Source organism: Rhodococcus sp. NPDC059234, assembly GCF_042754225.1.
Lineage (GTDB): Bacteria > Actinomycetota > Actinomycetes > Mycobacteriales > Mycobacteriaceae > Rhodococcus_G.
The window spans coordinates 1-24613 of record NZ_JBHZAH010000074.1 but is presented as its reverse complement, the minus strand read 5'-3'; the positions used below and the strand labels follow the sequence as shown (position 1 = coordinate 24613).

At 69.2% G+C, this 24613-nt stretch carries 25 protein-coding genes; 5 read left to right on the top strand and 20 right to left on the bottom strand.

Features of this window, described 5'->3' with window-relative positions; all coding sequences use genetic code 11:
* Positions 1 to 38: 38 nt before the first annotated feature.
* From ACFXGJ_RS16170 to ftsH, 18 genes are all read right to left on the bottom strand, one after another.
* Positions 39 to 2591 (bottom strand): ATP-dependent Clp protease ATP-binding subunit, encoded by a 2553-nt coding sequence (locus ACFXGJ_RS16170; protein WP_378621732.1) that lies wholly within the window; start codon positions 2589 to 2591, stop codon positions 39 to 41.
* 224 nt (positions 2592 to 2815) lie between these two features.
* Positions 2816 to 3763, bottom strand: coding sequence for an esterase/lipase family protein (locus ACFXGJ_RS16165; protein WP_378621730.1), 948 nt, complete (start codon positions 3761 to 3763; stop codon positions 2816 to 2818).
* Between the two features lies 1 nt (position 3764).
* Positions 3765 to 4658, bottom strand: coding sequence for an esterase/lipase family protein (locus ACFXGJ_RS16160; RefSeq protein ID WP_378621737.1), 894 nt, complete (start codon positions 4656 to 4658; stop codon positions 3765 to 3767).
* A 143-nt stretch (positions 4659 to 4801) separates the two neighbouring features.
* Positions 4802 to 5146: an Lsr2 family protein gene (locus ACFXGJ_RS16155; RefSeq protein WP_378621727.1), complete on the bottom strand. Its 345-nt coding sequence runs from the start codon at positions 5144 to 5146 to the stop codon at positions 4802 to 4804.
* A 123-nt stretch (positions 5147 to 5269) separates the two neighbouring features.
* The gene (gene lysS / locus ACFXGJ_RS16150) at positions 5270 to 6781 is read right to left on the bottom strand and encodes a lysine--tRNA ligase (RefSeq protein ID WP_378621725.1); all 1512 of its coding nucleotides are present in this window, start codon (positions 6779 to 6781) and stop codon (positions 5270 to 5272) included.
* Between the two features lie 89 nt (positions 6782 to 6870).
* A complete protein-coding gene (locus ACFXGJ_RS16145; protein ID WP_378621722.1) occupies positions 6871 to 7293 on the bottom strand; it encodes a rhodanese-like domain-containing protein in 423 nt (140 codons plus the stop codon).
* On the bottom strand, positions 7290 to 7850 hold the full coding sequence (locus ACFXGJ_RS16140; protein ID WP_378621719.1) for a cysteine dioxygenase: 561 nt from the start codon (positions 7848 to 7850) through the stop codon (positions 7290 to 7292). The genes ACFXGJ_RS16145 and ACFXGJ_RS16140 overlap by 4 nt, the downstream gene beginning before the upstream one ends.
* 169 nt (positions 7851 to 8019) lie before the next feature.
* Positions 8020 to 8835: a type III pantothenate kinase gene (locus tag ACFXGJ_RS16135; protein WP_378621717.1), complete on the bottom strand. Its 816-nt coding sequence runs from the start codon at positions 8833 to 8835 to the stop codon at positions 8020 to 8022.
* Between the two features lie 2 nt (positions 8836 to 8837).
* Positions 8838 to 9278 (bottom strand): aspartate 1-decarboxylase, encoded by a 441-nt coding sequence (panD, locus tag ACFXGJ_RS16130; protein ID WP_378621714.1) that lies wholly within the window; start codon positions 9276 to 9278, stop codon positions 8838 to 8840.
* 50 nt (positions 9279 to 9328) lie between these two features.
* Positions 9329 to 10243 (bottom strand): pantoate--beta-alanine ligase, encoded by a 915-nt coding sequence (panC, locus tag ACFXGJ_RS16125; protein WP_378621712.1) that lies wholly within the window; start codon positions 10241 to 10243, stop codon positions 9329 to 9331.
* On the bottom strand, positions 10240 to 11181 hold the full coding sequence (locus tag ACFXGJ_RS16120) for a Rossmann-like and DUF2520 domain-containing protein (protein WP_378621709.1): 942 nt from the start codon (positions 11179 to 11181) through the stop codon (positions 10240 to 10242). The genes panC and ACFXGJ_RS16120 overlap by 4 nt, the downstream gene beginning before the upstream one ends.
* Before the next feature lie 109 nt (positions 11182 to 11290).
* Positions 11291 to 12325: a DUF6779 domain-containing protein gene (locus tag ACFXGJ_RS16115; RefSeq protein ID WP_378621707.1), complete on the bottom strand. Its 1035-nt coding sequence runs from the start codon at positions 12323 to 12325 to the stop codon at positions 11291 to 11293.
* 67 nt (positions 12326 to 12392) lie between these two features.
* Positions 12393 to 12860 (bottom strand): DUF3180 domain-containing protein, encoded by a 468-nt coding sequence (locus ACFXGJ_RS16110; RefSeq protein ID WP_378621735.1) that lies wholly within the window; start codon positions 12858 to 12860, stop codon positions 12393 to 12395.
* Complete coding sequence (gene folK, locus ACFXGJ_RS16105; RefSeq protein ID WP_378621705.1) at positions 12860 to 13366, bottom strand: 2-amino-4-hydroxy-6-hydroxymethyldihydropteridine diphosphokinase; 507 nt, start codon at positions 13364 to 13366, stop codon at positions 12860 to 12862. Before folK ends, ACFXGJ_RS16110 begins: the two co-directional genes overlap by 1 nt.
* On the bottom strand, positions 13363 to 13737 hold the full coding sequence (gene folB, locus ACFXGJ_RS16100) for a dihydroneopterin aldolase (RefSeq protein ID WP_378621703.1): 375 nt from the start codon (positions 13735 to 13737) through the stop codon (positions 13363 to 13365). Before folB ends, folK begins: the two co-directional genes overlap by 4 nt.
* A complete protein-coding gene (gene folP / locus ACFXGJ_RS16095; RefSeq protein ID WP_378621699.1) occupies positions 13730 to 14581 on the bottom strand; it encodes a dihydropteroate synthase in 852 nt (283 codons plus the stop codon). The genes folB and folP overlap by 8 nt, the downstream gene beginning before the upstream one ends.
* Positions 14578 to 15222 carry a GTP cyclohydrolase I FolE gene (gene folE, locus ACFXGJ_RS16090; RefSeq protein ID WP_378621696.1) on the bottom strand — a complete coding sequence of 215 codons (645 nt, stop codon included), beginning with the start codon at positions 15220 to 15222 and terminating at the stop codon, positions 14578 to 14580. Before folE ends, folP begins: the two co-directional genes overlap by 4 nt.
* 87 nt (positions 15223 to 15309) lie before the next feature.
* Entirely contained in the window at positions 15310 to 17631 is a 2322-nt protein-coding gene (gene ftsH, locus ACFXGJ_RS16085; RefSeq protein WP_378621693.1) for an ATP-dependent zinc metalloprotease FtsH, read from the bottom strand.
* Between the two features lie 252 nt (positions 17632 to 17883).
* On the opposite strand from ftsH, the gene ACFXGJ_RS16080 reads away from it, so the two are divergent.
* Together ACFXGJ_RS16080 and ACFXGJ_RS16075 are read left to right on the top strand one after the other, a co-directional pair.
* Positions 17884 to 18516, top strand: coding sequence for a maleylpyruvate isomerase family mycothiol-dependent enzyme (locus tag ACFXGJ_RS16080; protein ID WP_378621690.1), 633 nt, complete (start codon positions 17884 to 17886; stop codon positions 18514 to 18516).
* 110 nt (positions 18517 to 18626) lie between these two features.
* Positions 18627 to 20672 (top strand): serine/threonine-protein kinase, encoded by a 2046-nt coding sequence (locus tag ACFXGJ_RS16075; RefSeq protein WP_378621686.1) that lies wholly within the window; start codon positions 18627 to 18629, stop codon positions 20670 to 20672.
* A gap of 9 nt (positions 20673 to 20681) precedes the next feature.
* Here the strand turns inward: ACFXGJ_RS16075 and ACFXGJ_RS16070 are convergent, their stop codons facing one another.
* On the bottom strand, positions 20682 to 21251 hold the full coding sequence (locus tag ACFXGJ_RS16070; RefSeq protein WP_378621684.1) for a dihydrofolate reductase family protein: 570 nt from the start codon (positions 21249 to 21251) through the stop codon (positions 20682 to 20684).
* Between the two features lie 71 nt (positions 21252 to 21322).
* Here ACFXGJ_RS16070 and ACFXGJ_RS16065 point away from each other — a divergent pair, with 71 nt between their 5' ends.
* Positions 21323 to 21898: a TetR/AcrR family transcriptional regulator gene (locus ACFXGJ_RS16065; RefSeq protein WP_378621681.1), complete on the top strand. Its 576-nt coding sequence runs from the start codon at positions 21323 to 21325 to the stop codon at positions 21896 to 21898.
* Between the two features lie 41 nt (positions 21899 to 21939).
* Here the strand turns inward: ACFXGJ_RS16065 and ACFXGJ_RS16060 are convergent, their stop codons facing one another.
* A complete protein-coding gene (locus tag ACFXGJ_RS16060; RefSeq protein ID WP_378621678.1) occupies positions 21940 to 22452 on the bottom strand; it encodes a GNAT family N-acetyltransferase in 513 nt (170 codons plus the stop codon).
* A gap of 261 nt (positions 22453 to 22713) precedes the next feature.
* On the opposite strand from ACFXGJ_RS16060, the gene ACFXGJ_RS16055 reads away from it, so the two are divergent.
* Together ACFXGJ_RS16055 and ACFXGJ_RS16050 are read left to right on the top strand one after the other, a co-directional pair.
* Entirely contained in the window at positions 22714 to 23565 is an 852-nt protein-coding gene (locus tag ACFXGJ_RS16055; protein ID WP_378621676.1) for an alpha/beta fold hydrolase, read from the top strand.
* The gene (locus tag ACFXGJ_RS16050; protein ID WP_378621674.1) at positions 23562 to 24533 is read left to right on the top strand and encodes an alpha/beta fold hydrolase; all 972 of its coding nucleotides are present in this window, start codon (positions 23562 to 23564) and stop codon (positions 24531 to 24533) included. The genes ACFXGJ_RS16055 and ACFXGJ_RS16050 overlap by 4 nt, the downstream gene beginning before the upstream one ends.
* Positions 24534 to 24613 lie beyond the last annotated feature (80 nt).

The following is a 24613-nucleotide window of genomic DNA, read 5'->3' as shown; positions in this document are numbered from 1 at the left end:
CGCTATCGCGTGCGGGGCGTCGTGGTGCGCCTGTGGGACTACTCGGCCGAACCGCCCTCGGACGGAGCCTCGCCGGCACCCGCCAGTGCCTCGGCGGGAGAGTCCGGCACCTTGACCGGCTTCGGGTTGGGCGTGAACGTGAACTTCGCGTCCTCGCCCGCGCTCTCGCCGTCCCAGCCCTCGACGTCGACGAGCACGATCTGACCGGGGCCGACCTCGTTGAAGAGGATCTTCTCCGAGAGCTGGTCCTCGATCTCGCGCTGGATGGTGCGACGCAGCGGCCGCGCGCCGAGGACCGGATCGAACCCGCGCTTGGCGAGCAGCGACTTCGCCTGCTCGGTCAGCTCGATGTCCATGTCCTTGTTCTTCAGCTGCTTCTCCACGCGGCCGATCATCAGATCGACCATCTCGATGATCTGATCCTTGGTCAGCTGGTGGAAGACGATGATGTCGTCGATGCGGTTGAGGAACTCGGGCCGGAAGTGCTTCTTGAGCTCGTCGTTGACCTTGAGCTTCATCCGCTCGTAGTTCGACTCGGTGCCCGAGCCGGACGAGAAGCCCAGGCCGACGGCCTTGGAGATGTCCGAGGTGCCCAGGTTCGAGGTGAAGATCAACACGGTGTTCTTGAAGTCGACCGTGCGACCCTGACCGTCGGTGAGACGGCCGTCCTCGAGCACCTGCAGGAGGGTGTTGTAGATCTCCTGGTGCGCCTTCTCGATCTCGTCGAACAGCACCACCGAGAACGGCTTGCGCCGCACCTTCTCCGTGAGCTGGCCGCCCTCCTCGTATCCGACGTACCCGGGGGGTGCACCGAACAGCCGCGAGGCGGTGAAGCGGTCGTGGAACTCGCCCATGTCGATCTGGATGAGCGCGTCGTCGTCGCCGAACAGGAAGTTCGCCAGCGCCTTGGACAGCTCCGTCTTACCGACACCGGACGGGCCGGCGAAGATGAACGAGCCGGACGGACGCTTCGGGTCCTTCAGGCCGGCACGGGTGCGGCGGATCGCCTTGGAGACCGCCTTGACGGCGTCCTCCTGGCCGATGATCCGCTTGTGCAGCTCGTCCTCCATGCGGAGCAGACGGGTGGTCTCCTCCTCGGTGAGCTTGAACACCGGGATGCCGGTCCAGTTGCCCAGGACCTCGGCGATCTGCTCGTCGTCGACCTCGGCGATGACGTCCAGGTCACCGGAACGCCACTGCTTCTCCCGCTCGGTGCGCTGCGCGACGAGGGTCTTCTCCTTGTCGCGCAGGTTCGCGGCCTTCTCGAAGTCCTGCGCGTCGATCGCGGACTCCTTCTCCCGGCGCGCGTCGGCGATCTTGTCGTCGAACTCGCGCAGGTCCGGCGGCGCGGTCATCCGGCGGATGCGCATCCGGGCGCCCGCCTCGTCGATGAGGTCGATCGCCTTGTCCGGCAGGAACCGGTCGTTGATGTACCGGTCGGCCAGCGTGGCCGCGGCCACCAGCGCGCCGTCGGTGATCGAGACACGGTGGTGCGCCTCGTAACGGTCGCGGAGACCCTTGAGGATCTCGATCGTGTGCTCGACGGTCGGCTCGCCGACCTGAACCGGCTGGAACCGGCGCTCCAGGGCGGCGTCCTTCTCGATGTACTTGCGGTACTCGTCGAGGGTGGTCGCGCCGATGGTCTGCAGCTCGCCGCGGGCCAGCTTCGGCTTCAGGATCGACGCAGCGTCGATGGCACCCTCGGCGGCGCCCGCACCGACGAGCGTGTGCAGCTCGTCGATGAACAGGATGATGTCGCCGCGGGTGTTGATCTCCTTGAGCACCTTCTTCAGGCGCTCCTCGAAGTCACCGCGGTAGCGGCTGCCCGCGACCAGGGAACCCAGGTCGAGGGTGTACAGCTGCTTGTCCTTGAGCGTCTCCGGGACCTCGCCGTTGACGATGGCCTGCGCGAGACCCTCGACCACGGCGGTCTTGCCGACGCCGGGCTCGCCGATGAGCACCGGATTGTTCTTGGTGCGTCGCGACAGCACCTGCATGACCCGCTCGATCTCTTTCGAACGGCCGATGACCGGATCGAGCTTGCCCTCGAGCGCGGCCTGCGTCAGGTTGCGACCGAACTGGTCGAGGACCAGCGACGTGGACGGTGTGCCCGCCTCGCCGCGGCTGCCCCCGGCCTCGGTCGGCTCCTTGCCCTGGTAGCCGGACAGCAGCTGGATGACCTGCTGGCGGACCCGGTTGAGGTCGGCGCCCAGCTTCACGAGGACCTGGGCGGCCACGCCCTCGCCCTCACGGATGAGACCGAGCAGGATGTGCTCGGTGCCGATGTAGTTGTGGCCGAGCTGCAGCGCCTCGCGCAGGCTCAGCTCCAGCACCTTCTTGGCGCGCGGGGTGAAGGGGATGTGACCGGACGGGGCCTGCTGGCCCTGGCCGATGATCTCTTCCACCTGGCTGCGCACGCCCTCGAGGGAGATACCCAACGACTCCAGCGACTTCGCCGCAACGCCCTCACCCTCGTGGATGAGACCGAGCAGGATGTGTTCCGTGCCGATGTAGTTGTGGTTGAGCATCCGGGCCTCTTCCTGGGCCAGGACAACAACGCGCCGCGCGCGGTCGGTGAACCTCTCGAACATCGCTCTCCCTCACGTTCTTGATGGGTAGATCCCTCAGCGGGATCCACGAGCCGCACCCCTACTCTAATGGCCCGGCGGCACGGCCTGCGCTGCTCCGTCCCCATATTGGCGGGACTGTAAGCATGCTTACCGGTCACAACGCCGCAGCCAGGCGATTCGTTTCCCTTGGACGCTACGCCCGCAGCGAACAACGTGGGTTCGCCCCCCCCGATCGGCCGCGGAGATCACCCGACCAGCGGCAGGACCGCCTCGCACCGCACCGGCCGCGGGTGCGCCGGATCGAGTGCACCCAGCACGTATCCGGTGGCCCGCGGATCGGCCGCCAGCCCCAGGTGGTCGGCGAAATCCTGCGGACAGCCGTCCTGGACGACGATGTTCGTCGCGTTCGGCGCCGCCTCGTAGCCATTGGTGAACGGCAGGATCACCTGGTCGTAGCGGGTCATGATGTTGGTGTACCGGACGTCTGGCGCATACACGCCGCCGGCGTGCAGCCTGACCAGGAAGTCCGAACCCGTCGCCAGCTGCGGGCATGCCTTGCAGACCGGGTACACGTTCGCCAGGTCCTCGCCCGCCCCCAGTTCGACCAACCGGCGCTTGGCCTCACCCTGGAACGAGGTGAGCGTCCCGTTCCAGGCCGGTCCGAGGGAGACAACGGTCCGGACCAGGCCGGCGCCGCCGAGGAACTTCACGTAGTAGCCCGCCACCACCGAGCCCTCGGACGCCGTCACGATGTTCACCGCGCCCGCGCCCGTCGCCTCGCGCACCCGGTCCACGAACACGGACAGTTCCTGTGCGCTGTCCTCCATCCGCGCCAGTCCCCCGATCGTGTTCATCGGCGGCGCGGTCCGGTCGAGACCGCCCACCGACACCGCACCGTAGGTCAACGCGAACACGCAGTACCCCTCGTTCGCAAGCAACGGCGAGACGGTGGTCCAGTTGTTCAACCTGCTGGCCCCGAGCCCGTGCACCAGCACCACCGGCTCAGGGTGTGCGGCCGTCGGCCGGCACGACCAGTCATTGGAACCGGCAGCCGAGCCCTCGGGGTTGTCCCGCCCCTCCGCAACGAACAGGTGGTACGGCACCGGATACGGAGCCACGGGTGCGGCCTCTGCAGGTCCGGCCGAGAACACCGTGGCGAGGACCGCCGCCACGGCGAGGACGGCGGAACGCACGTCAGCCGACGACCGGCGGCACGAAGACGCAGGGCACCGGGCGCGGGTGCGCCGGGTCGAGCGCATTGAGCACGATCGTCGCCGCCACCGGCTCGCCCGAGATCGACAGGTGGTCGCCGTAGTCCTGCGAGCAGTAGTCCTGGACGAAGATGTTCGTCGCGTTCGGACCCTCCTCGTAGCCGCTCATGTAGGGCATGACCAGCTCGTCGTAGCGGGTGATGATGTTCGTGTAGGTGATGCCCGGCGCGTACACCCCGCCGGCACGCACCTTCTCCATGAAGGGAGTCCCGGCGACCAACTGCGTGCACGCCCCGCACAGGGGCGACATCGTGGGGGTCGCGGCCGCCAGTCCGGCCGCACGGTACTGGCGCAGGGTCGCATCCAGGTCGAAGGCGCCCTCGCCGTGCCACAGCGGAGCCAGCGAGATGTACTTGTCGACCTTGGCGGCACCACCGAGGTACTTCACCCAGTAGGTGGGCATCAGGGTGCCCTGCGAGTGACCGATGATGTCGACCTTCGAGGCCCCCGTCGACACGAGCACCCGGTCGACGAAGTCGGAGAGCTCCTGGGCACTCTGCTCCATGGGGCGCATCGCGCCGATGGCGCTGATCGGCCACGGCAGTTCGTCGTGGGCACCGTAGGTGATGGAGAAGACGCAGTAGCCCTCGTTCGCGAGGAGCGGCGCGTAGGTCGCCCAGTTCGTCTGGCGGTTGCCGCCGGTCCCGTGGACGAGGACCACCGGCTCGGGGTGGGCCGCGGTCGGCTTGCAGGACCAGTCGTTGGAGCCGGGCGCCGAACCACCCGGGTTCCCCAGTTCCAGCGGCACGCCTGCCAGGAACTGGTAAGGAACGGGAAGCGGTGCCGGCGCCGCCCCCGCGGTGCCGGCGCCCAGCATGAATGCTGCCGCCGAAATCAACGCACCGAACACAATTCGTCCGCGCACAGTCCCCCCAATAGTTCTCGTCGTTTCCCCGCCCGCCCGCGAGGCTAACAGCCCCCACACGCGCGGACGGGGAAACGAACGAAAAAGCAGGAGGATCAGTTTGCTTTGTTGTACAGCTCCGTGATTTCCGAGGAGATGCGGCCGCGTGCGGACACCGGGTGACCGTTGCGCCTGGCCCACTCGCGAATGGCCGCGCTCTGCTCGCGGTCCACCGCCACTCGCGACTTTCCGGTCACCGGCGCGGACTTGCCGCGCCTGCGTCCGGTCGACTTACGGGCATGGGAAACCCAAATCTCGAGTTGGTCGCGCAGTTTGGCTGCATTCTCCGAGGAGAGGTCGATCTCGTAGGTGACGCCGTCGAGCCCGAACTCGACAGTTTCGTCGGCGGCGGCTTCCTGATCCACATCGTCGATCAGTGTGACGGTGACCTTCTTCGCCATAGGTCGAGTTCCCTTCAAATGAGCGCGCAATTACCGGGCCCCGTGCTCCGGTTTCGGCCGAGTGTACCCCCGAATCGAAGATACCCACTGCGCGAGAAAAGGGAAAACGCTATTAGAAAGAAATCAGCGCGCCGCAGGTCGGACAATTGGGAACAGGATCGTTTCCCTGATACCCAATCCGGTCAATGCCATGAGCAGCCGGTCGATACCCATGCCCGTGCCGGTCGTCGGCGGCATGCCCTGCTCCATCGCCGCGAGGAACTCCTCGTCGAGCTGCATCGCCTCGTCGTCGCCGGCCGAGGCAAGCCGGGCCTGGTCGACGAAACGCTCCCGCTGGATCACCGGGTCCACCAGCTCCGAATAGCCGGTCGCGAGCTCGAAACCGCGTACGTACAGGTCCCACTTCTCCGTGACACCCGCCTCGCTGCGGTGCTGCCTGGTCAGCGGCGAGGTCTCGACCGGGAAGTTGCGCACGAAGGTGGGCTCGAACAGCTGGTCACCGCACTGGTGCTCCCACAGTTCCTCGACCAGCTTGCCGTGGCCGTAGCCCTTGCCCTCGGGCACCTCGAGGCCGACCTTCTCGGCCAGCGACAGCAGCTCGTCCACGGTAGTGTCCGGGGTGACGGAAACACCGATCGCAGCCGACAGCGACGGATACATCTCCATCGTCTTCCATTCACCGCCGAGGTCGTACTCGGTGCCGTCGGCGAGGGTCACCACCTGGGTGCCGAATGCCGCCTGGGCGACCTCCTGGATCAATTCGCGAATCATCGTGGCGGAATCGTCGTAGGTGCCGTAGGCCTCGTAGGTCTCGAGCATCGCGAATTCCGGCGAGTGCGTCGAATCGATGCCCTCGTTGCGGAAGTTCCGGTTGATCTCGAAAACCTTCTCGATACCGCCGACGACGCAACGCTTGAGGAACAACTCGGGGGCGATCCGCAGATACAGGTCGATGTCGAGCGCGTTCGAATGCGTGACGAACGGACGGGCCGCCGCTCCGCCGGCCTGGGTCTGCAGCATCGGGGTCTCGACCTCGAGGAATCCGCGCCGCTCGAGGGCGGACCGCAGTTCGCGGACGACGGCGACGCGCTTGCGAGCGTTGTCCCGGGCCTCGGGCCGCACGATCAGGTCGGCGTAGCGCTGGCGGACCCGCGACTCCTCGCTCATCTCCTTGTGCGCGACCGGCAGCGGCCGCAGCGACTTGGACGCGATCTGCCAGGCGTCTGCCATCACGCTGAGCTCACCGCGACGGGAGCTGATGACCTCGCCGTGCACGAACACGAAGTCACCGAGATCGACGTCCGACTTCCAGGCCGCCAGCGCCTCCTCGCCGACCGCTGCGAGGCTGATCATCGCCTGGAGCTGGGTGCCGTCACCCTCCTGCAGCGTGGCGAAGCAGAGCTTGCCGGTGTTACGAACGAAGATGACCCGGCCGACGACTCCGACCAAGTCTCCGGTCGCGGTGTCGGGGTCGAGATCCGGGTACTTCGCGCGAATCTCGGCGAGGGTGTGGGTGCGCGGCACCGACACCGGATACGCCTGTCCGCCCTGCGCCAGGATCCGGTCCCGCTTCTCGCGGCGGATACGCAGCTGCTCGGGGGTGTCGTCGGTGGGCTCGGTTGCTACATCACTCACGGTTGACCAGGGTAATGCCCCACGGTGCGGGATGACCGCGTCGGCCTCCCTCCCCGTCGAGGCGCCCACGAACGCTGGGCCGGCCTCCGCTAGTGCGCGGCCGCCGCGGCGGTGTCGCGAACCAGGTGCCGCGAGCGCGTCGCCACCCCGAGCAGCCCCGCCGAACGGATCGCCTGGTAGCCGCCCACCAGATCGGTGGCCCGGTGCAGACCCAGCTCCTGCAGCGCCGCCGCGGCGAGGCTGGAGGTGTATCCCTCCGAGCAGATGACGATCCACTCGACGTCGTGGTCGACGGCGAGCGCAATGCGCGCGTCGCTGGTGGGGTCGAGTCGCCACTCGAGCACGTTCCGTTCGATCGCGAGCGCACCGGGCAGCGTGCCCTCGCGATCGCGCTGGGCCTGCGGACGGATGTCGACGATCATCGCACCCCGCGCGATCGCGTCCTCGAGCTCGAAGACGTACATGCGGCGGTAGCTGTCGCGGGCCTTCTCGAGCATCTCGTCGATGGTCATGCCGACCGCCCTTCCGGGAGATCGGTCAGCTCGGTGCGGGTGCGCCGCAGGCTGCCGTGGTCGGTGACCTCGTAGTAGGACATCGCGGTCAGCGGCGGCGAGTAGGCGTGCACGCTCAGTGTCGGGGCAGCCGGGCCGGCGGGGCTGCCCGGCGCCTCCATGACGTCGTGCACCCAGCCGAGCGGGAAGGACGCCTGGTCGCCGGCCTCCAGCGTCCGGTACTTCAATTCGCTACCGCTCCAACGGTATTCGGAGAGGGTGCCGCTGAGGACGGTCAGCGCCCCGAGCGAACCGGCGTGGTCGTGCAGCTCGGTCGTCCGGTCCGGCACCCAGCTGATCAGCCAGACGTCGACGTCGTCGTCGGCGTGCAGGCGGGTCGACCAGCGCTCCGAAGTCGGCCACTGGCCCGCAGCGGGAAGCAGGTGCGCGAAGCGACCGTCGAGCACGTCCTGCGCGCCCTGGTCGGTGATGCGCAGCAGATCCGCGGGACGAAGGCGACTCGGCGAGGCCGGCGCGGACAAGGATGTGACAGATGAAACCACTGATGTGGAAAGCATGGGAGAGACTCCAAGAAGTGTGAATTGGTCAAGGCCGTACAACGTGCCTCAACGAATCGAGGCGGCGATCAGCCTCGACAACACTCCTGAGCAACCATGCGGATATTCACGCCGACCAGTGTGACACAGATCCGGAGTTTGGCAAAGGGTCGGTCCGCGGCATCGACGGTCAGGCCAACGGCGGCCGCTTGGCCGCACGCCGCTCCTGGTTGCGCTCGTAGACGATGCGCAGGCCCTCCAACGCGAGATCGCGCTCGAGGTGGGCGATGGTCTCCGATTCCGGCATCACCAGCGGCGCACTGTCACCCGTCGCGATGACGGTGACGTCGTCGCCGGCGAAGGCCGGCAACTCGGCCCGCACCCGGCGCACCAGTCCGTCCACCAACCCGGCGAACCCGAAGATCGCTCCCGCCTGCATGCACTCGACGGTGTTCTTGCCGACCACACCTCGCGGACGCACCAGTTCGACCTTCCTCAGCGCGGCGGACCGCGAGGCCAGCGCGTCGATGGAGACCTCGAGGCCGGGCGCGATCGACCCGCCGAGGAACTCGCCCTTCGCCGACACCACGTCGACGCACGTGGACACCCCGAAGTCGACGACGATGCACGGACCGCCGTAGAGGTGATGCGCGGCAAGGCTGTTGACGATGCGGTCGGCCCCGACCTCCTTGGGGTTGTCGACCAGCAGAGGTACGCCGGTCCGCACGCCGGGCTCGACCACCACGTGCGGGACGTGCCCCCAGTAGCGGGTCAACATGACCCGCAGCTCGCGCAGGACCGACGGAACCGTGGACAGCGCCGAGACACCCACGACCTGATCCACGTGCGTACCGAGCAGTCCCCGCAGCATCCATGCCAACTCGTCCGCCGTCATCCGGGGATCGGTTCGCATCCGCCAGTCCTGCACCAACTTCGAGTGTCCACCGGATCCGGAGAACAACCCGAGCGAGATGTTGGTGTTGCGGACGTCGACGGTGAGCAGCATTGCTACACCAGTGCCGCGTGGCCGTCGAGGGTGGAGAGCATCCGAGGAGTGATCAGCCCGGAGCCCTCCGGGGCGTGCGCCGGGTCCGAGCCCAGCTCGACCTGCCGGTTGTCGGCATCGACGAAGACGACACGAGGGTTGTAGTCGCGGCACTCCTGCTCGTTCATCACGCCGTAGGCAATGAGGATGACGAGGTCCCCGGGCTTGACGAGATGTGCTGCCGCACCATTGATCCCGATCACTCCACTGCCGCGCTCACCGGCGATGACGTAGGTCTCGAGGCGGGCGCCGTTGTCGATGTCGACGATGCACACCTGCTCACCCTCGAGCAGGTCCGCGGCGTCCATCAGGTCCTGGTCCACGGTGACCGACCCGACGTAGTGCAGATCGGCGTGGGTCACGGTGGCGCGGTGGATCTTCGACTTCATCATCGTACGAAACATGTGCAGTCCTAACGGGATAACGGAATATCAGGTCGTGCGAGGGGGTGCTCTTACCCCGCCTGTGTCTGTTGTGTGGTGCGGTGATCCTCGTCCCGCTCCAGGAATCCGGTGCCCACGGCGACGCCGACGTTGTCGATCAGCCTGGTGCTGCCGAGTCTCGCGGCGACGAGGAGGCGCCCGTCACCGCGCTCAGGTGCCGGACCGAGGTCCACACCGCGAACCTCCAGGTAGTCGACGACCAGCTCGGGTGTCGTGGCCAGCACCTCGCGGGCGGTCGCGAGGATCGCCTCGCGGCCACCAGCGGCCGCGTGAGCGCCGGCGACCAGCGCAGCGGAGATCGTCGCGGCAGCGGTGCGCTGAGCGTCGTCGAGGTAGCGGTTGCGCGAGGACAGCGCCAGGCCGTCCTGCTCGCGCACCGTGGGCACGCCGAGGATCTCCACGTCGAAGTCGAGGTCCCGGACCATCTGCCGGATCAGGGTGAGCTGCTGGTAGTCCTTCTCCCCGAAGTACGCGCTGTTCGGGACCGCGATCTGCAGCAGCTTTGCGACCACGGTGAGCATGCCGGCGAAATGCGTCGGCCTGCTGGCACCCTCGAGTTCGCCGCCGAGCGGTCCCGGATGGATCATGGTGCGCCGGCCGCTCGGGTACATCGCAGCCACCGACGGGACGAGGGCCAGTTCGACCCCCTCGCCGCGCAGCAGCTCGAGGTCGCGATCGAGGGTGCGCGGGTACGCGTCGAGGTCCTCCCCCACTCCGAACTGCAGCGGGTTGACGAAGATCGACACCACCACCACCGCGCCACGCAGCTTGGCCTGGCGGACGATCTCGAGGTGCCCGGCGTGGAGCGCGCCCATGGTCGGCACCAGCGCGACCTGCCGGCCGACGCCGCGCAGAGCCTTGGCGACCCTGGTCAGCTCGGCGGGATCGTGGTGCACGGTCAGTTCCCCGCGCGCATAGCCGTTCACGAATGGTCCTCCAGGATCTCGAGCAGTGCGGGTGATGCACCTGTCAGTTGCGCGGACCGCAGCGACATCGCCCGGTAGCCGGCAGCGATCTGCGGGTCGACCTCGTCGAGGACCCGCAGGTGGGCGGCGACCGCGGCGCCGTCGCCACGGGCGACGGGGCCGGTCAGTGCGGACGGCCCACGGCGCAGCGCGTTGTCGAGCGCCGCGGACAGCAGCGGTGCCAGCACGCGTTCGGCGACGCCGTTCGGGTCCCCGTCCACCACCTGCTGGCCGAGCAACTCGTCGCCTGCCAGCGCGACGCGCAGCGCCGCGACCGCATCGACGACGAGCGTGACCAGGTGGTTGCTGCCGTGTGCGAGGGCGGCGTGATAGAGCGGGCGAACCTCCTCGCGGACCCGCACCGGCTCGCCACCGATCTCGAGCACCAGCGCCTGGGCGATGGCGTAGCCGATCTCGTCGGCGGCGGTGACGCCGAAGCAGGCGGAGGTCATCCGCGTGACATCTTCGTCGTGCCCGGTGAAGGTCATCGCGGGGTGGATGGCCAGCGGTACCGCACCGATCGCGGTGAGCGGGGCGAGGACGCCGATGCCGTTCGCGCCCGACGTGTGTGCGACGAGCGTGCCCGATCGGATCGAGTCGGTCGCGGCGAGGCCCGCCACCAGCGCGGCGAGCTCGTCGTCCGGGACGGCGAGAATCAGGAGTTCACAGCGGGCCGCGACATCGGCGGCGGGAAGGATCTCGGTGTCCGGCAGGCGCACGGTGGCGCGACGGACCGAAGCATCGGAGACGGCCGAACAGGCCACCACCACGTGACCGACGCGCTCGAGCGCGGCGCCGAGGGCAGTACCCACGCGTCCCGCCGAGACGATTCCGACTGTCAGTCGTGCGGGCGCCGGGTCCGGACAGGGCCCGTCTCGAGTGATCTCGAATGAGGTCACCGTTGTTCCTCTCGTTCGTTCCAGTCCCGCGGGGCGGGTACCAGACGTTCACAGCGAGGATAGCCGTCGCCCGACGGGGGCCGCCACGGCGGAAATAGTGATCTACGGCTCAGTCGCGTCGACGGCGGCCCGGACGGCCGGCGTCCGATTCTCCGCGGCCGGTCGCCATGTTCGCCATGATCTCCGCGACGGACAGGCCGCTCGAGTGCGCGCCGGGTGCGACATCGTCGGCTTGGGCGTCGTCCGGATCGGCGCGGCGCCGTCGGCCACCGCCGGCGGCGACGGGTTCCGCGGCCGGGGTCTGCGCGACCGCGGGTTCCGGAGCCGGCTTCGGCGCGGGCGCGCGTGGCGGGGCGGGCGCACGGGCGGGGGCGGGGGCGGGGGCGGGGGCGGGCGCAGGGGCGGGTTCCGGTTCGGAAACCGGGGCCTCGTCGGCGGGCGTCGAGGCGGACCGGGGGGCCGCGTCGGCACGGACGACGACCGGCCGGGGAGCCGCCGCGGGCACGGCCTTCGCGGGCGGCGCCGGCTCCTCGGCCGAGTCGGCGACCACGGAGACCTCGGCGGTGACCGGCTCGTCGAAGGGGGTGGCGAAGGTCGGACCCGACGCGGGGTTGGCGTACGTCGGCTCCGGGGTGAACGTGCGGGGCGGGGCATACGGGCCGCGGACACCGCTGCCGAGCTCCGGAACCCGGCTGGCGTCGGCGGTGAGGGCGACGCGATCGACCGGCAGCCTCCCCTCGAACAGCACCTCGAGGCTGCCACGCAACGCTGCCAGTTCCGCGCGCAGCGCCGCGATCTCCGAGACGTCGAGGTTGGCCTCGCTGCGCACCCGGGCCTCGACCCCGGACTCGTACTCGCGGCGCGCGGTGATCTCCCGCTCCAACTGCAGCTCGTACACCGTCTGCAGGTCGCGGACCTTCGCCTTGTCGGCGTCCGACTCGCGGCGGTACTTGATCATGGCGATCGCACCGAGCAAGGCCGCCCACAGCGCGACGACCGTGCCGACCCGCTGCAGCGCGATGCTGTCGCTGAAGATCAGGAACAGACTCGCCAGGACTGCGAGCACCACCAGCCCAGCCACGATCATCTGGCTTGCACTGCGCTTTCCTCGCCGAAGCGACCCCGCGCGACCAGTAACCGTCATGCAGCGAGGATAGCCGCCCGAGGCCCGGGCACCGGGCTCGGCAACCCGCGATTCCCTGCCGCGCAGGTCAGACCGCAGGCTCGTCCGGCGGCTCGTCGGGAGTCTTGCAGCAATGCTCCAGCCACAATGCCGCCGCAACCAACGCGATGCCGGCGGTGAGGCCCACCACCGCACCGGTCGTGTCCGCCGCGGCGGCGTCCACCGTCGATCGCTTCGGCAGCAGAAAGAGCAGCAAACCCAGCCACACACCCGCGCTCGCGGACCCGACCAGTGACGATGCCTTCGCCAGCGCGACCGCGCGGGCCGCGGTGATGGGATGGAGCTGATGCCGGTCCGGCCCGATTCGATGCTCGGCGACGCGCGCCCGAATCACGAAGGCCAGCCCGACCTCGATCGCCGCGACCGGGTACAGCGATGCGCCGGCAAACACCGACACGGGGGGTAGTGAACCGTAGAAGGCGCCGACCAGCAGCCAGGACGCTATCGCCGCGAAGGCAGCCAGTCCCAGCAGGTCCCGGACCCGGGTCGGCTTCATCACAGTGGCGTCAATCGCAGATCGGTGCGGCGCACGCCGTCGCGCTCGGCGGGGTCCAGGCCGGCCAGCAGATCGCGCGCGAGCACCGCGTCGCCGCCGAGCTTCAGCTCGGCGGCCGGGTCGATCTCGAGCCACGGCACGAGGACGAACGCCCGCTCGTGCGCCCGCGGATGCGGCAGCGTCAATTCGGGGTCCGCGCTGATCACCCCGTCGCAGTCCACCACGTCGACGTCCAGGCTGCGCGGGCCCCATCTCTGCTCGCGGACCCGGTCGGCCGCGGCTTCCAGCTCGCGGCCCAGTGCGAGCCACCCCCAGCAGTCCAGGTCCGGATCCTCGGCGATCACCGTCGCGTTCAGGAAGTCCTGCTGTTCGACCCCGCCCCACGGCGCCGTCGAGTAGACGCTCGACACCGAGATCGCGCGATCTCCCAGCGCCTCGACCACCGATCGCAGGTTCGCCAAGGGGTCGCCCATGTTCGAGCCGATCGAGAGCACGGCGCGACTCATCCCCGGGCCGCCTTGCGGGACCGCCGTGCCACCACCGCGACGTCGGCGAAGGTCAGCAGGATCGGCGCCGACGGCTTGTGCACCGTCACCTCGACCGCACTGACCCGGTCGTCGGTCAGCACCGTGTCGGCGATCTCGGCGGCGACCGTCTCGATGAGATCGCGCGAGGGGCCGGCCACGATGTCGGCCGCGGTCTGGGCGAGTTCGCCGTAGTGCAGGGTGTCCTCGAGGTCGTCCGAGGCCGCGGCGGGCGCGAGGTCCATCCAGACGGTGACGTCGACGAAGAAGTCCTGGCCGTCGCGCTTCTCGTGCTCGAAGACCCCGTGATTTCCGCGAACCTTCAAACCGCGCAACTCGATTCGATCAGACATGCCCCGCCCTCTCCGCCGTCGTCCAGGCCCGGGCCACCGCGACCGCGTCCCGCGAGGCTCGGACGTCGTGCACCCGCACACCCCAGGCGTCACCGCGGGCCGCGAGGGCCGAGATGACGGCGGTGGCCACCTCGCGACCGTCGGGCGGGCGAATGCCGTCCTCGTCGGCCAGGAGTGCGCCGAGGAACCGCTTGCGTGAGGCCCCGATCAGCACCGGGAAGCCCAGCGCGTTCAGCTGCGGCAGCGCCCCGAGCAGCGCCCAGTTGTGTTCGGCGGTCTTCGCGAATCCGAGGCCCGGGTCGAGGATAAGACGGGACGGGTCGACCCCGGCCCGTACCGCGTCGTCCACCGCCGCCAGCAGTTCCGAGCTGACCTCGGCGACCACGTCGCCGTAGTGCTCCACCCCGCCCGCGTGCACGTACGCGCCCGCCGACCGCCAGTGCATGAGGATCCAGGGCAGCCCCGCGTCCGCCATCACCGAGGCCATCGCCGGATCGGCCCGTCCACCGGAAACGTCGTTCACGACCGCGGCCCCGGCCTCGATCGCAGCCTGGGCCACCGACGCCCGCATGGTGTCGACGCTGACGGCGATGCCCTCGGCGACCAGGTCCGCAATCACCGGCGCGACGCGCTGCGCCTCCACGTCCGCGTCGATCCGCTGAGCCCCGGGGCGGGTGGACTCGCCACCGACGTCGACGATGTCGACGCCGAGGCGCCGCAGTTCCAGACCGTGGGCGACGGCGGCGTCGCGGTCGAGATAACGCCCGCCGTCCGAGAAGGAGTCGCTGGTGACATTGACGACGCCCATCACCACGGTGCGACCCGGCGTCGGCAACACGATCACTTGCGCAGAATCAGGTCCAGTGCCTCGGCGCGCGAGGCAGCACTGGACTGAAGCAGACCGCGTACCGCCGAGGTCGTGGTGCTCGCACCCGGCTTGCGGATACCGCGCATCGCCATGCACAGGTGTTCGGCCTCGACTACGACGATGACGCCGCGCGGATCGAGCTTGCGCACGAGCGCGTCGGCGATCTGGCTGGTCAGTCGTTCCTGCACCTGCGGCCGCTTCGCGTACAGGTCCACGAGCCGGGCCAGCTTCGACAGCCCGGTGACCCGGCCCGTCGAGCCGGGGATGTAGCCGACGTGCGCCACGCCGTGGAAGGACACCAGGTGGTGCTCGCAGGTCGAGTACATCGGAATGTCGCGGACCAGGACCAGCTCCTGGTGACCCTCGTCGAACGTGGTGTTGAGCACCGAGTCCGGGTCCGTGTACAGCCCCGCGAAGACCTCGCGGTACGCACGCGCCACCCGGGACGGGGTGTCGATCAGACCCGGGCGGTCCGGGTCCTCGCCCACCGCGACGAGCAGTTCGCGCACGGCCGCCTCCGCGCGGGCCTGGTCGAAGACCCGTCCCGTCTCGACCGACTGCAGCAAGAACTCACTCCCCTCACGGGAACTCGCATCACCGATGTGATTGACCGACACCGACCGCACCTCCACTTCTCAGGGACCGATGTCCACAGCTCGAGCCCGTGCAGCACGGATCGTTACCCAACACTAGTGCGCGCGGATCTACTGCTGCCCGTTCGGCCCCTCCCACGGCTCGGTCGAGACGTCCTTCTCGCCGGTCGGCTGCGGCTGATGCGGCGGCGGGTTCCACTGCGGGTATCCGCCGTACGGGTTGTCCGCGGGCCGCGCGTGCTGCCCCTCGCTCGGGTTGCGCGGGGGCCAACCCGGTGCCGACCAACCGGCGGGCGCACCGTAGTCCGGCACCGAGCCCGGCGAGGGCTGCGGGGCCTGCTGCTGCGGCGGGTACGGCGGGTAGCCACCGTTCGGCACCGGCTGCGGGTACCCGCCGTTCTGCGGCGCGGGCGCCGGGTATCCGTTCTGCGGCGCGGGAGCCGCCGCCCCGACCGGCTGGCGGTCACCGAACGCCGGCTTGCGCGCCGAATCGTCGGGCAACGGCTCGCCCCGCTCGATCGCCAGCTCGCGCGGCGTCTTCACCGGCGGCTTGTCGGACGGGGTGCGGCCGCCGAAGTCGTTGAACGCGGTGATCCGCGGCCGCTTCTCGACGGTCGTGAAGATCTTCTCGAGGTCCTTGCGGGTCAGCGTCTCGCGTTCGAGCAGCTCGGTCGCCAGGATGTCGAGCACGTCTCGGTACTCGTTGAGGATCGCCCACGCCTCGGTGTGCGCGGCCTCGATCAGGTTGCGCACCTCCTCGTCGATCTCCCGGGCAACCTCGTGCGAGTAGTCCGAGTTCATGCCCATCGAGCGGCCGAGGAACGGGTCGCCCTGCTCCTGTCCGTACCGGACCGCGCCGAGCTTGGCGCTCATGCCGTACTCGGTGACCATCGCGCGGGCGATCTTGGTGGCCTGGTCGATGTCGGAGGACGCACCGGTGGTGGGCTCGTGGAACACGAGCTCCTCCGCCGCACGGCCGCCCATCGCCATCACCAGCCGCGCGATCATCTCGGAGCGGGTCATCAGGCCCTTGTCGTCCTCCGGCACCGTCATGGCGTGACCACCGGTGCGGCCGCGGGCCAGGATCGTCACCTTGTAGATCGGCTCGATGTCCGGCATCGCCCACGCGGCCAGCGTGTGACCACCCTCGTGGTATGCGGTGATCTTCTTCTCGTGTTCGGAGATGATCCGGCTCTTGCGGCGCGGGCCGCCGATGACCCGGTCGACCGACTCCTCGAGCGAGGCCTCGGTGATGACCGTCCCGTTCTCGCGGGCGGTGAGGAGTGCGGCCTCGTTGATGACGTTCGCAAGGTCCGCGCCGGACATGCCGACCGTCCGCTTGGCGAGGCCCTCGAGGTCCGCGTGCTGGTCGAGCGGCTTGCCCTGCGAGTGCACCTTGAGGATCGCGCGGCGGCCGGCCAGGTCCGGGTTGCTGACCGGGATCTGGCGGTCGAAGCGGCCGGGACGCAGCAGCGCCGGGTCGAGGATGTCGGGGCGGTTCGTCGCGGCGATCAGGATGACGCCGGTGCGGTCACCGAAACCGTCCATCTCGACGAGCAGCTGGTTGAGGGTCTGCTCGCGTTCGTCGTGACCGCCGCCGAGGCCAGCGCCGCGCTGGCGGCCGACCGCGTCGATCTCGTCGACGAAGATGATGCAGGGGCTGTTCTGTTTGGCCTGCTCGAACAGGTCGCGCACCCGGGAGGCGCCGACACCGACGAACATCTCGACGAAGTCCGAACCGGAGATGGTGAAGAACGGCACCCCGGCCTCACCCGCCACCGCGCGCGCCAGCAACGTCTTGCCGGTGCCGGGCGGCCCGTAGAGCAGCACGCCCTTCGGGATCTTCGCGCCGAGCGACTGGTAGCGGGTCGGGTTCTGCAGGAAGTCCTTGATCTCGTACAGCTCTTCGACTGCCTCGTCGGCGCCCGCGACATCCGCGAAGGTGGTCTTCGGCATGTCCTTGGTCAGCTGCTTGGCCTTCGACTTCCCGAAGCCCATCACGCCGCCGCGGCCGCCGCCCTGCATGCGGCCCATGACGAACACGAACAGGCCGAGCAGGATCACCATCGGCAGCACGAAGAGCAGGATCTGCGTCAGCCAGCTCTGCTGACTGATCTTCGTGTTGTACTTCTCGAGCCCGGCCTTCTGCACGTCGTTGAAGATCTGCTCGGAGGCGGCGCTCGGATACTTGGCGATGATCTGGGTGGAGTCCTCGGTCGCGGCGTTGCCCTGTTTGAGGGTCAGCCGGACCTGCTGCTCGCGGTCGTCGATCTGGGCATCGGTGACGTTCTTCGCCTCGAGCTGGGCGATCGCCACCGAGGTGTCGACGTTCTTGTACCCGCGGGTGTCGTTGCCGAAGTAGCTGAACGCATAGATGATCAGCAGGATGCCGGCGACGATCGCCAGGTTGCGAAACACAGTCTTGCGGTTCATACAGGTTCAGCCGCTACGGGCCAGTCCTTTCCAGTTCCGGTCGAGCTCGGTGCGCCGGGTTCCGGCTGCTCACCGGACAATCAAGGTTACCGCGAACCCTGCTGGTGATGCCGGTAGCACTCGTCGCGGCGGGCCGGTGTCGGCACTCGTCCCGAACAGTAGAACGTGCGGGTCCCGCCGATGGTTCCTCGGGGCACGCCCAACGGCGTGCGATCCCGCCGCCCGCGACCGCCGATCGCTACGCTCGGCACCATGCAGTTGCCATATCCCCAGGTCGTCGAGCTGGTCGCGCAGTCCCAGGGGCGAGTCGAGGAGACGCTCGCCACGCTGACCGAGCCGCAGGCCCGCGCCGCGTCCGCGCTGCCCGGCTGGAGCCGCGGCCACCTGGTCACCCACCTGGCCCGCAACGCCGATGCCCTGAACCGGCTCGTGCGCGGCGTACTCGGCGGGACGTCCCCCGAGATGTACCCGGGCGGGCACGACGCCCGCGCGGCCGCCATCGAGGAGGGCGCGGACCGCCCCGTCGAACTGCTGACGGCGGACCTTCTGTTCGCCGGGCGCCGGGTGCTCGACTCGCTGCGGTCGGTCGAGCCCGACCGGCTCGACACCCCGGTGAAATGGCGCCGGTCGATCCCCGCCGCCGACCTCCCGGTACTGCGCTGGCGCGAGCTCGAGATCCACCACCTGGACCTCGACCTCGGCTACACCTGCCTGGACTGGCCGGTCGAGTTCGTCGAATCGACCCTCGACTCGCAGCTGCCGGAGCTGACCAGGGTCGCGCCGGACCTTCCACTGCCCGACCTGCCGCGAGCCGAACTCCTCGCGTGGATCGTCGGCCGACCCACGCGCGACGGCCTGCCCGAACTGCCCGCCTGGCCGTTCTGAGTCGACTGACCGGTCCCGCCCGCGGGGATACCCTTGAGGTCGCGGGTGCCGAGTGTCCGGTGCCCCGGCAGCGTCGCTGCTCAGATCTACCCAGCCCGGCAGAAGGCCCCATGACGGATCGCCCGACTCGATCCACCCCCGACGCGACGGTCGCCGCCGACGAAACGGTCGTCTCCGACGCGACGCAGTGGAGTGCGGCCCCCGACGAGGAGACCGCCGAGGCAACCAACGAGTATTCCCGCGAGGTGCCGGAGCAACCGACCGAGCTCGAAGAACTGCTGACCGGAACCGCGGGCGACCCCGCACATCACAGTGACGTCAGCACCGTCCCCGCCGGACCCGGCGACCGGCGCACCGTCGACGACCTCGACGCCGGCGAACGGGTCGACGATTTCGACCTGCTGGTCGCCCTGGGCCGGGGAGCGTTCGCCCGGGTGTTCCTCGCGCGCCAGCGGTCCATGCAGCGGGTGGTCGCGGTGAAGATCTCCCGCGACCACGGCACCGAGCCACAGACCCTCGCCCAGCTCGACCACGACTACATCGTCCGGGTCTTCGACCAGCGCGTCGTCGAGGAACTCGGGATGAAGCTGCTCTACATGCAGTACGTGCCCGGCGGCACCCTGCTCGGTGTGCTGCGGCGGGTCCGCGAGACGCCGCCCGACCTCCGCACCGGACGCTTGATGCTCGACTCGATCGACGAGGTACTCGACAGCAAGGGCGCGATCAGGCCGAGCGACTCGACGGTGCGGGCGGAGATCGCCGGACTGTCCTGGCCGGAGACGGTCGCGTGGCTCGGCCGCAGGCTGGCCGAGGCACTCGACTACGCGGGCAAGCGCGGGGTGCTGCACCGCGACATCAAGCCCGCGAACGTCCTGCTGACCGCGGAGGGGGTGCCCAAGCTCGCGGACTTCAACATCAGCTTCAGCGATCAGGTGGCAGGCGCGAGCCCGGTCGCCTACTTCGGCGGATCACTGTCCTACATGTCGCCCGAGCAGTTGCAGGCCTGCCACCCCGACCTGCCGACCACCGCCACCGATCTCGACACCCGCAGCGACATCTACGCGCTCGGCGTCATGCTGTGGGAACTGCTCACCGGCACAAAACCTTTCGCCGACCTCGGCGCCGCCGGTCCGACCGCGCCGACTCTGGAGCGGATGCTGGAGTCGCGCAAACGCGGCATCGGCCCCGAGGCGCTCGCGAGCCTGCCGGCCGACTGTCCGGCCGCACTGCGCCGGGTGCTGCGCACCTGTCTCGATCCCGACCCCTCCGGCCGCTGGCAGAGCGGCGCGGAACTGGCGCAGCAGTTCGAGTTGTGCCTCGATCCGCACGCCAGAGACCTCGTCGACCCACCGGCACACAGTTGGCGACGTGTAATGCAGCGGTGGGCGATTCCGATCCTGTTCGCCGCCATCGCCATTCCCAATGCGCTGGCGGGCGCCTACAACTATCACCACAACAAAACGCTGATCATCAGCACGCTCTCACCGCTGGCGCAGCGTCATTTCGAGCAGATCCAGTTCGTGATCAATGCCATCACCTTCCCGCTCGGCGCGATCATCCTGCTGTTCCTGTGCCGCTACCCCCTCACGGTGCCGCGCGGACTGCGGAAGGGACGCCGGTACGACGCGCCGACCCTCGCCCGCGCCCGCACCGACACCCTGTTGCTCGGAGACCGCGTGGTCCTGGTCGTGTTCGGCCTGTGGGCGTTCGCGGGCCTGGCGTATCCGGTCTCGCTCCAGGTCGCGGCCGGGGGTGTTCCGCCGGGCGCGTACGTGCACTTCCTCGGCTCGCTCGTCGTGTGCGGCGCGATCGCGGTCGCCTATCCGTTCTTCTTCGTGACCTTCTACGCGGTGCGCTGCCTGTACCCGGTGCTGTTGCCCCTCGGCATCACCAGCAGTGACGACGACCGCAAGCTACGCGGACTCGACCGCCGCAGCACCCGATACCTCGCGGTCGCCGCCTCGGTTCCGCTGGTCGCGGTCGCGGGCATCACGTTCCTGTCCCCGGACCAGATCGGCGCGATGATCGGCGCGGTCCGAATCCTCAGCGTGGGAGCCATTTTCGCGTTCGTCGGGGCGTACTGGCTGTTCCGGCAGCTCGAGGTCGACCTGCATGCGCTCGAGCGGGTCGTCTCGCACGAGCGCGCGGAACGCTGAGGACGGGGCTCACGCCCGGCGGTAGTTCAGCACCAGGGTGCCGTTGTCGAAGGTCCGGGTGCCGGTGAGCGCGAACATCGTCGGCCGGAACTCGCCCGAGAAGGCCGGGATGCCGGCCCCCGCGACCACCGGGTACAGCTTGACGATCATCTCGTCGATCTCGGGCAGCACCGAGGCCGCGAGCTTGCCGCCGCCGGCGAGGTAGATGTCCTTGCCCTCCTCCTGCTTGAGCCGCCGGACGAGTCCGGCCGGGTCGCCGACCGTCACCTCGACGTCCGGGTGATCCACCGCGCCCAGCGTGGAGGACACGACGTACTGGCGCATCGGGCTGTAGGGGCTGGCGATGCCTGCCGCCATCGCGGGCTCGTAGGTGCCGCGCCCCATGATCAGGGTGTCGTAGCGCACCGGTTCCGCTTCGAGCCCGATCGCCTTGCGGATATGGGCGGGGACCACCTCGGGGAACTCGGCGTTCATGTAGGCCGACAGGTCGTCGCCCACCGGATAGAAGTCCCATTCGCCGCCGGGTCCGGCGATGTAGCCGTCCAGGGAGACGCCGATGTAGTAGACGAGCTTTCGCATATGCCACTCCGTCCGTAGTACTCTGGATGTAGTGATGCGAAGGTAGTACTACAGATGGAGTGGTGTCAATCGTGAGACAGAACGTGGAACGGCGGGCGGCGCTCGTCGATGCCGCCATCGAGGTGCTGGCCGCCGACGGGGCCCGCGGCCTCACCTTCCGGGCCGTCGACAAGCAGGCCACGGTTCCGGCAGGCACCGCCTCCAACTACTTCACCAGCCGCGACGACCTGCTCACCCAGGCGGGAGGCCGCATCTACGAACGTCTGCAGCCCGATGCCGCCACCATCGCGACCAGCCTGTCCGGGCCCCGAGACCGCACCCGGGTGGCTGAGCTGATGCGTGAACTCGTCGACCGCATCAGCGCCTTCCGAACCGGATACCTCGCCCTGCTCGAACTGCGCCTCGAGGCAACCCGACGCCCCGAACTCCGCGACGTCCTCACCACCCGGATCCGCGCGGACGTGGACGCCAACGTCGCCTACCACCTGGATTCCGGGTTACCCGGGGACGCCACCACCGTCCTCGCGCTGTACTTCGCGATGAACTGGCTGATCGTCGAGCACCTCACGCTCCCCGACGTCTTCCCCGAGGACCGGATGCACGAGCTGGTGAACCGGATCGTGGAACGGGTCCTGCCGCAGGCCTGACCACTACGGAACGCTCACCGGCACAAGGTGGTCCCGGCCCGTCAGGGGAACCGCAGCACCATCGTCACACTCGTCGTGCCCGCCCAGTTGGTCGTCTCGGAACCGGCCACATCCACGAAACCGAGCCGACCGTAGAGGCGGTGTGCGGGATTCTCGGTCCGCACGTTCAGGCAGACGCCGCGACAGCGCGGGCGGGCGTCCTGCAGCAGGCGGGTCAACAGTGCGGTGCCGAGGCCGGTTCCGCGCGCCGCCGAGGCGACGGCGATCACCAGCTCCGGGGTGTCGTCGTCGATGTAGCCGTACGCCGCGGTAGCAGCCGTGAACCGGCGCAGCCAGGCCGCGCCCTGCAGCCGGCCGTCGGGAGCCTGGCCTACGACTCCCAGATCGTCGACCGAGCCGCCCCAGTTCTCCGCGTAGCGAGCCAGCGCGGGGACCGACCGGATCCCGTCGGTCGACGAAAATCCTTGCTCCGCAGCATGAGACGCTTCGAAGAGCATGGTCCACAGGAAGTCCTGGTCCGCTGCGCCGGCCGGCCGCGGGAGGGTATCGAGCACGCGCCGGACGCTATCCAGCGGTCGGCGCTCGGCGCAACGGGATATTCGGACCGCCGACACAGTTGTCAATGCCTCGCAGTCCGAGCCGGGCCCTCGCCACGCACCCGAGGGAATCGCCGCGCCGACCGAAAGTGCATGGCCGCCATCGGCGTACCACCAGCGGCGACTGCGGGCAGCGATGATTCTCGGCGCCGCACACGGTCTACCTCACCGACCACCGCGATCGAGGGATCGCGGACCGCCGGAACGAAAGGCCTCGACATGGAGACCATCACCACGCCAGCCGGAATCGAGCTGGCCTTCGACCGCTACGTCGGTGGGGACGCCGGGACGGTGATCCTGATCGGCGGCGCCTTCGGCGAGCGGAAGTTCCCCAAGATGGTGGCACTGGCCGAACAGCTCGCCGACACGTACCGCCTGACCGTCGTCAACTACGACCGGCGCGGCCGTGGCGACAGCACCGACACGCCGGGCGACTACGACGTCGAGAACGAGATCGACGACATCGCCGCATTGGTCGAGGCGGTCGGCGGCTCTGCGTCGCTGTTCGGCTGGTCCTCGGGCGCGGGGCTGGCACTGCTGGCCGCGGCACGGGTGCCGGGGGTCCGCCGGGTGGTCGCCTTCGAGCCGCCGTTCGTCGTCGATCACGAGAACTTCGTGCCCGCAGCGGATCTGGAGGTTCGCCTGCACGAACTGATCGCGGCCGGGCGCCGTGCCGAGACCGTCAAGTTCTACATGACCGAGGCCATGGGCATGCCCCGCTACGTCACCGCGATCATGCGGTTCACCCCGATGTGGAAGAACCTGCTCGCCACCGCCCCGTCGACAGCACACGACTGGGCCGTGATGGGCCCCTACATGCGCGGCACGGCGCTCGACCCCGCCGAGTGGAGCTCCGTCACCGCGCCGACCTTGGTCATCTCCGGGGAGAAGAGTGACGCGCTGCTGCGCACCGGCGCCGCCGCGATCGCCGCAGCGCTGCCCAACGCGACCCATCGAGTGGTACCCAAGTTGAGTCACAACCCGAACGTCGAACTCCTCGCGCCGGTCGCCGGCGAATTCCTCACCGGCACGACGAACAGCGTCCACCCCGACCGGGAAGCGGATCGATGAGAACACTCACCCGGGCACTGAGCACCCTTTCCGCCCTCGCACTGTCGGCGGCGCTCGTCACCGGATGCACCAGCGCCGGGGCCGCCGGCATCGGCATCGGCATCGGAATCGACGCCGGCTCGACCGGCAGGTCCGCGGGCTCCGACGAGCCGAGCGCCGACGGCAGGGGCAGATACGCCGAGATCAACGGCCTTCGGCTCTACTACGAGACCCACGGCACCGGAGAGCCCCTGGTGCTGATCCACGGGGGTCTGAACACCATCGACTCCGCCTTCGCCGCGTTGCTGCCCGAACTCGCCGAGACCAGGCAGGTCATCGCCGTCGAACTCCAAGCGCACGGCCACACCGTCGACATCGATCGACCGATGCGGTACGAGCTGATGGCCGACGACGTCGCGGGCCTCGTCACGCACCTGGGGCTCGGAAAGACCGACGTACTCGGCTATTCGCTCGGGGGCGGGGTCGCGCTCCAGCTCGCGAGCCGCAATCCGGACCTGGTGCAGAAGCTGGTCGTCGTCTCCGCCCCGTTCCAGAGCGCGGGGTGGACGCCGGCGGCCCGGGCCGGCATGGCGGCCATGAACGCCGACGCCCTGCTCGGCACGCCCGTGCACGAGGCCTACACCAAGGCCTCGCCGAAGCCCGAGGGGTGGACGGCCCTGGTCGACAAGACCCGGCAACTGCTCACCGAGGACTACGACTGGACGTCGGAGGTCGCGTCGATCACCGCGCCCGCCCTGCTTCTGGTCGCCGAATCCGACTCGGTGCTGCGTGAGCACGCCGTGGCGCTCGCGAGCGTGCTCGGGAGCGGAGCGACCGCGCCGAGCGGCACCACCCCCGCCCGGCTCGAGATCATCCCCGGGGCCACTCACTACGACATCATGTACCGCGCCGACCTGCTGCTCCCGCTCGTCACGCCGTTCCTGGACGCGCCCGCCCAGGCGACGGCATCCGTTGGGGCCGCGAAATAGTCGATTCGGCTGGACCTGCAGCGTTCCGCGCGGGCGCTCGGACGCCCGCGCGGCACAACGGAACCAAAAAAAGCAAGACC

Excerpts from the sequence above, each read along its gene's own strand:
- ACFXGJ_RS16080 (WP_378621690.1), top strand. The coding sequence starts at position 17,884 with ATGCAGTTGCCATATCCCCAGGTCGTCGAGCTGGTCGCGCAGTCCCAG.
- ACFXGJ_RS16115 (WP_378621707.1), bottom strand. The coding sequence starts at position 12,325 with ATGACGGTTACTGGTCGCGCGGGGTCGCTTCGGCGAGGAAAGCGCAGT.
- panD (WP_378621714.1), bottom strand. The coding sequence starts at position 9,278 with ATGTTTCGTACGATGATGAAGTCGAAGATCCACCGCGCCACCGTGACC.
- ACFXGJ_RS16155 (WP_378621727.1), bottom strand. The coding sequence starts at position 5,146 with ATGGCGAAGAAGGTCACCGTCACACTGATCGACGATGTGGATCAGGAA.
- ACFXGJ_RS16160 (WP_378621737.1), bottom strand. The coding sequence starts at position 4,658 with ATGCTGGGCGCCGGCACCGCGGGGGCGGCGCCGGCACCGCTTCCCGTT.
- folB (WP_378621703.1), bottom strand. The coding sequence starts at position 13,737 with ATGTCTGATCGAATCGAGTTGCGCGGTTTGAAGGTTCGCGGAAATCAC.
- ACFXGJ_RS16070 (WP_378621684.1), bottom strand. The coding sequence starts at position 21,251 with ATGCGAAAGCTCGTCTACTACATCGGCGTCTCCCTGGACGGCTACATC.
- ACFXGJ_RS16055 (WP_378621676.1), top strand. The coding sequence starts at position 22,714 with ATGGAGACCATCACCACGCCAGCCGGAATCGAGCTGGCCTTCGACCGC.
- ACFXGJ_RS16140 (WP_378621719.1), bottom strand. The coding sequence starts at position 7,850 with ATGCTTTCCACATCAGTGGTTTCATCTGTCACATCCTTGTCCGCGCCG.
- ACFXGJ_RS16110 (WP_378621735.1), bottom strand. The coding sequence starts at position 12,860 with ATGAAGCCGACCCGGGTCCGGGACCTGCTGGGACTGGCTGCCTTCGCG.
- ACFXGJ_RS16135 (WP_378621717.1), bottom strand. The coding sequence starts at position 8,835 with ATGCTGCTCACCGTCGACGTCCGCAACACCAACATCTCGCTCGGGTTG.
- ACFXGJ_RS16145 (WP_378621722.1), bottom strand. The coding sequence starts at position 7,293 with ATGACCATCGACGAGATGCTCGAGAAGGCCCGCGACAGCTACCGCCGC.
- ACFXGJ_RS16170 (WP_378621732.1), bottom strand. The coding sequence starts at position 2,591 with ATGTTCGAGAGGTTCACCGACCGCGCGCGGCGCGTTGTTGTCCTGGCC.
- ACFXGJ_RS16075 (WP_378621686.1), top strand. The coding sequence starts at position 18,627 with ATGACGGATCGCCCGACTCGATCCACCCCCGACGCGACGGTCGCCGCC.
- ftsH (WP_378621693.1), bottom strand. The coding sequence starts at position 17,631 with ATGAACCGCAAGACTGTGTTTCGCAACCTGGCGATCGTCGCCGGCATC.
- folK (WP_378621705.1), bottom strand. The coding sequence starts at position 13,366 with ATGAGTCGCGCCGTGCTCTCGATCGGCTCGAACATGGGCGACCCCTTG.
- ACFXGJ_RS16050 (WP_378621674.1), top strand. The coding sequence starts at position 23,562 with ATGAGAACACTCACCCGGGCACTGAGCACCCTTTCCGCCCTCGCACTG.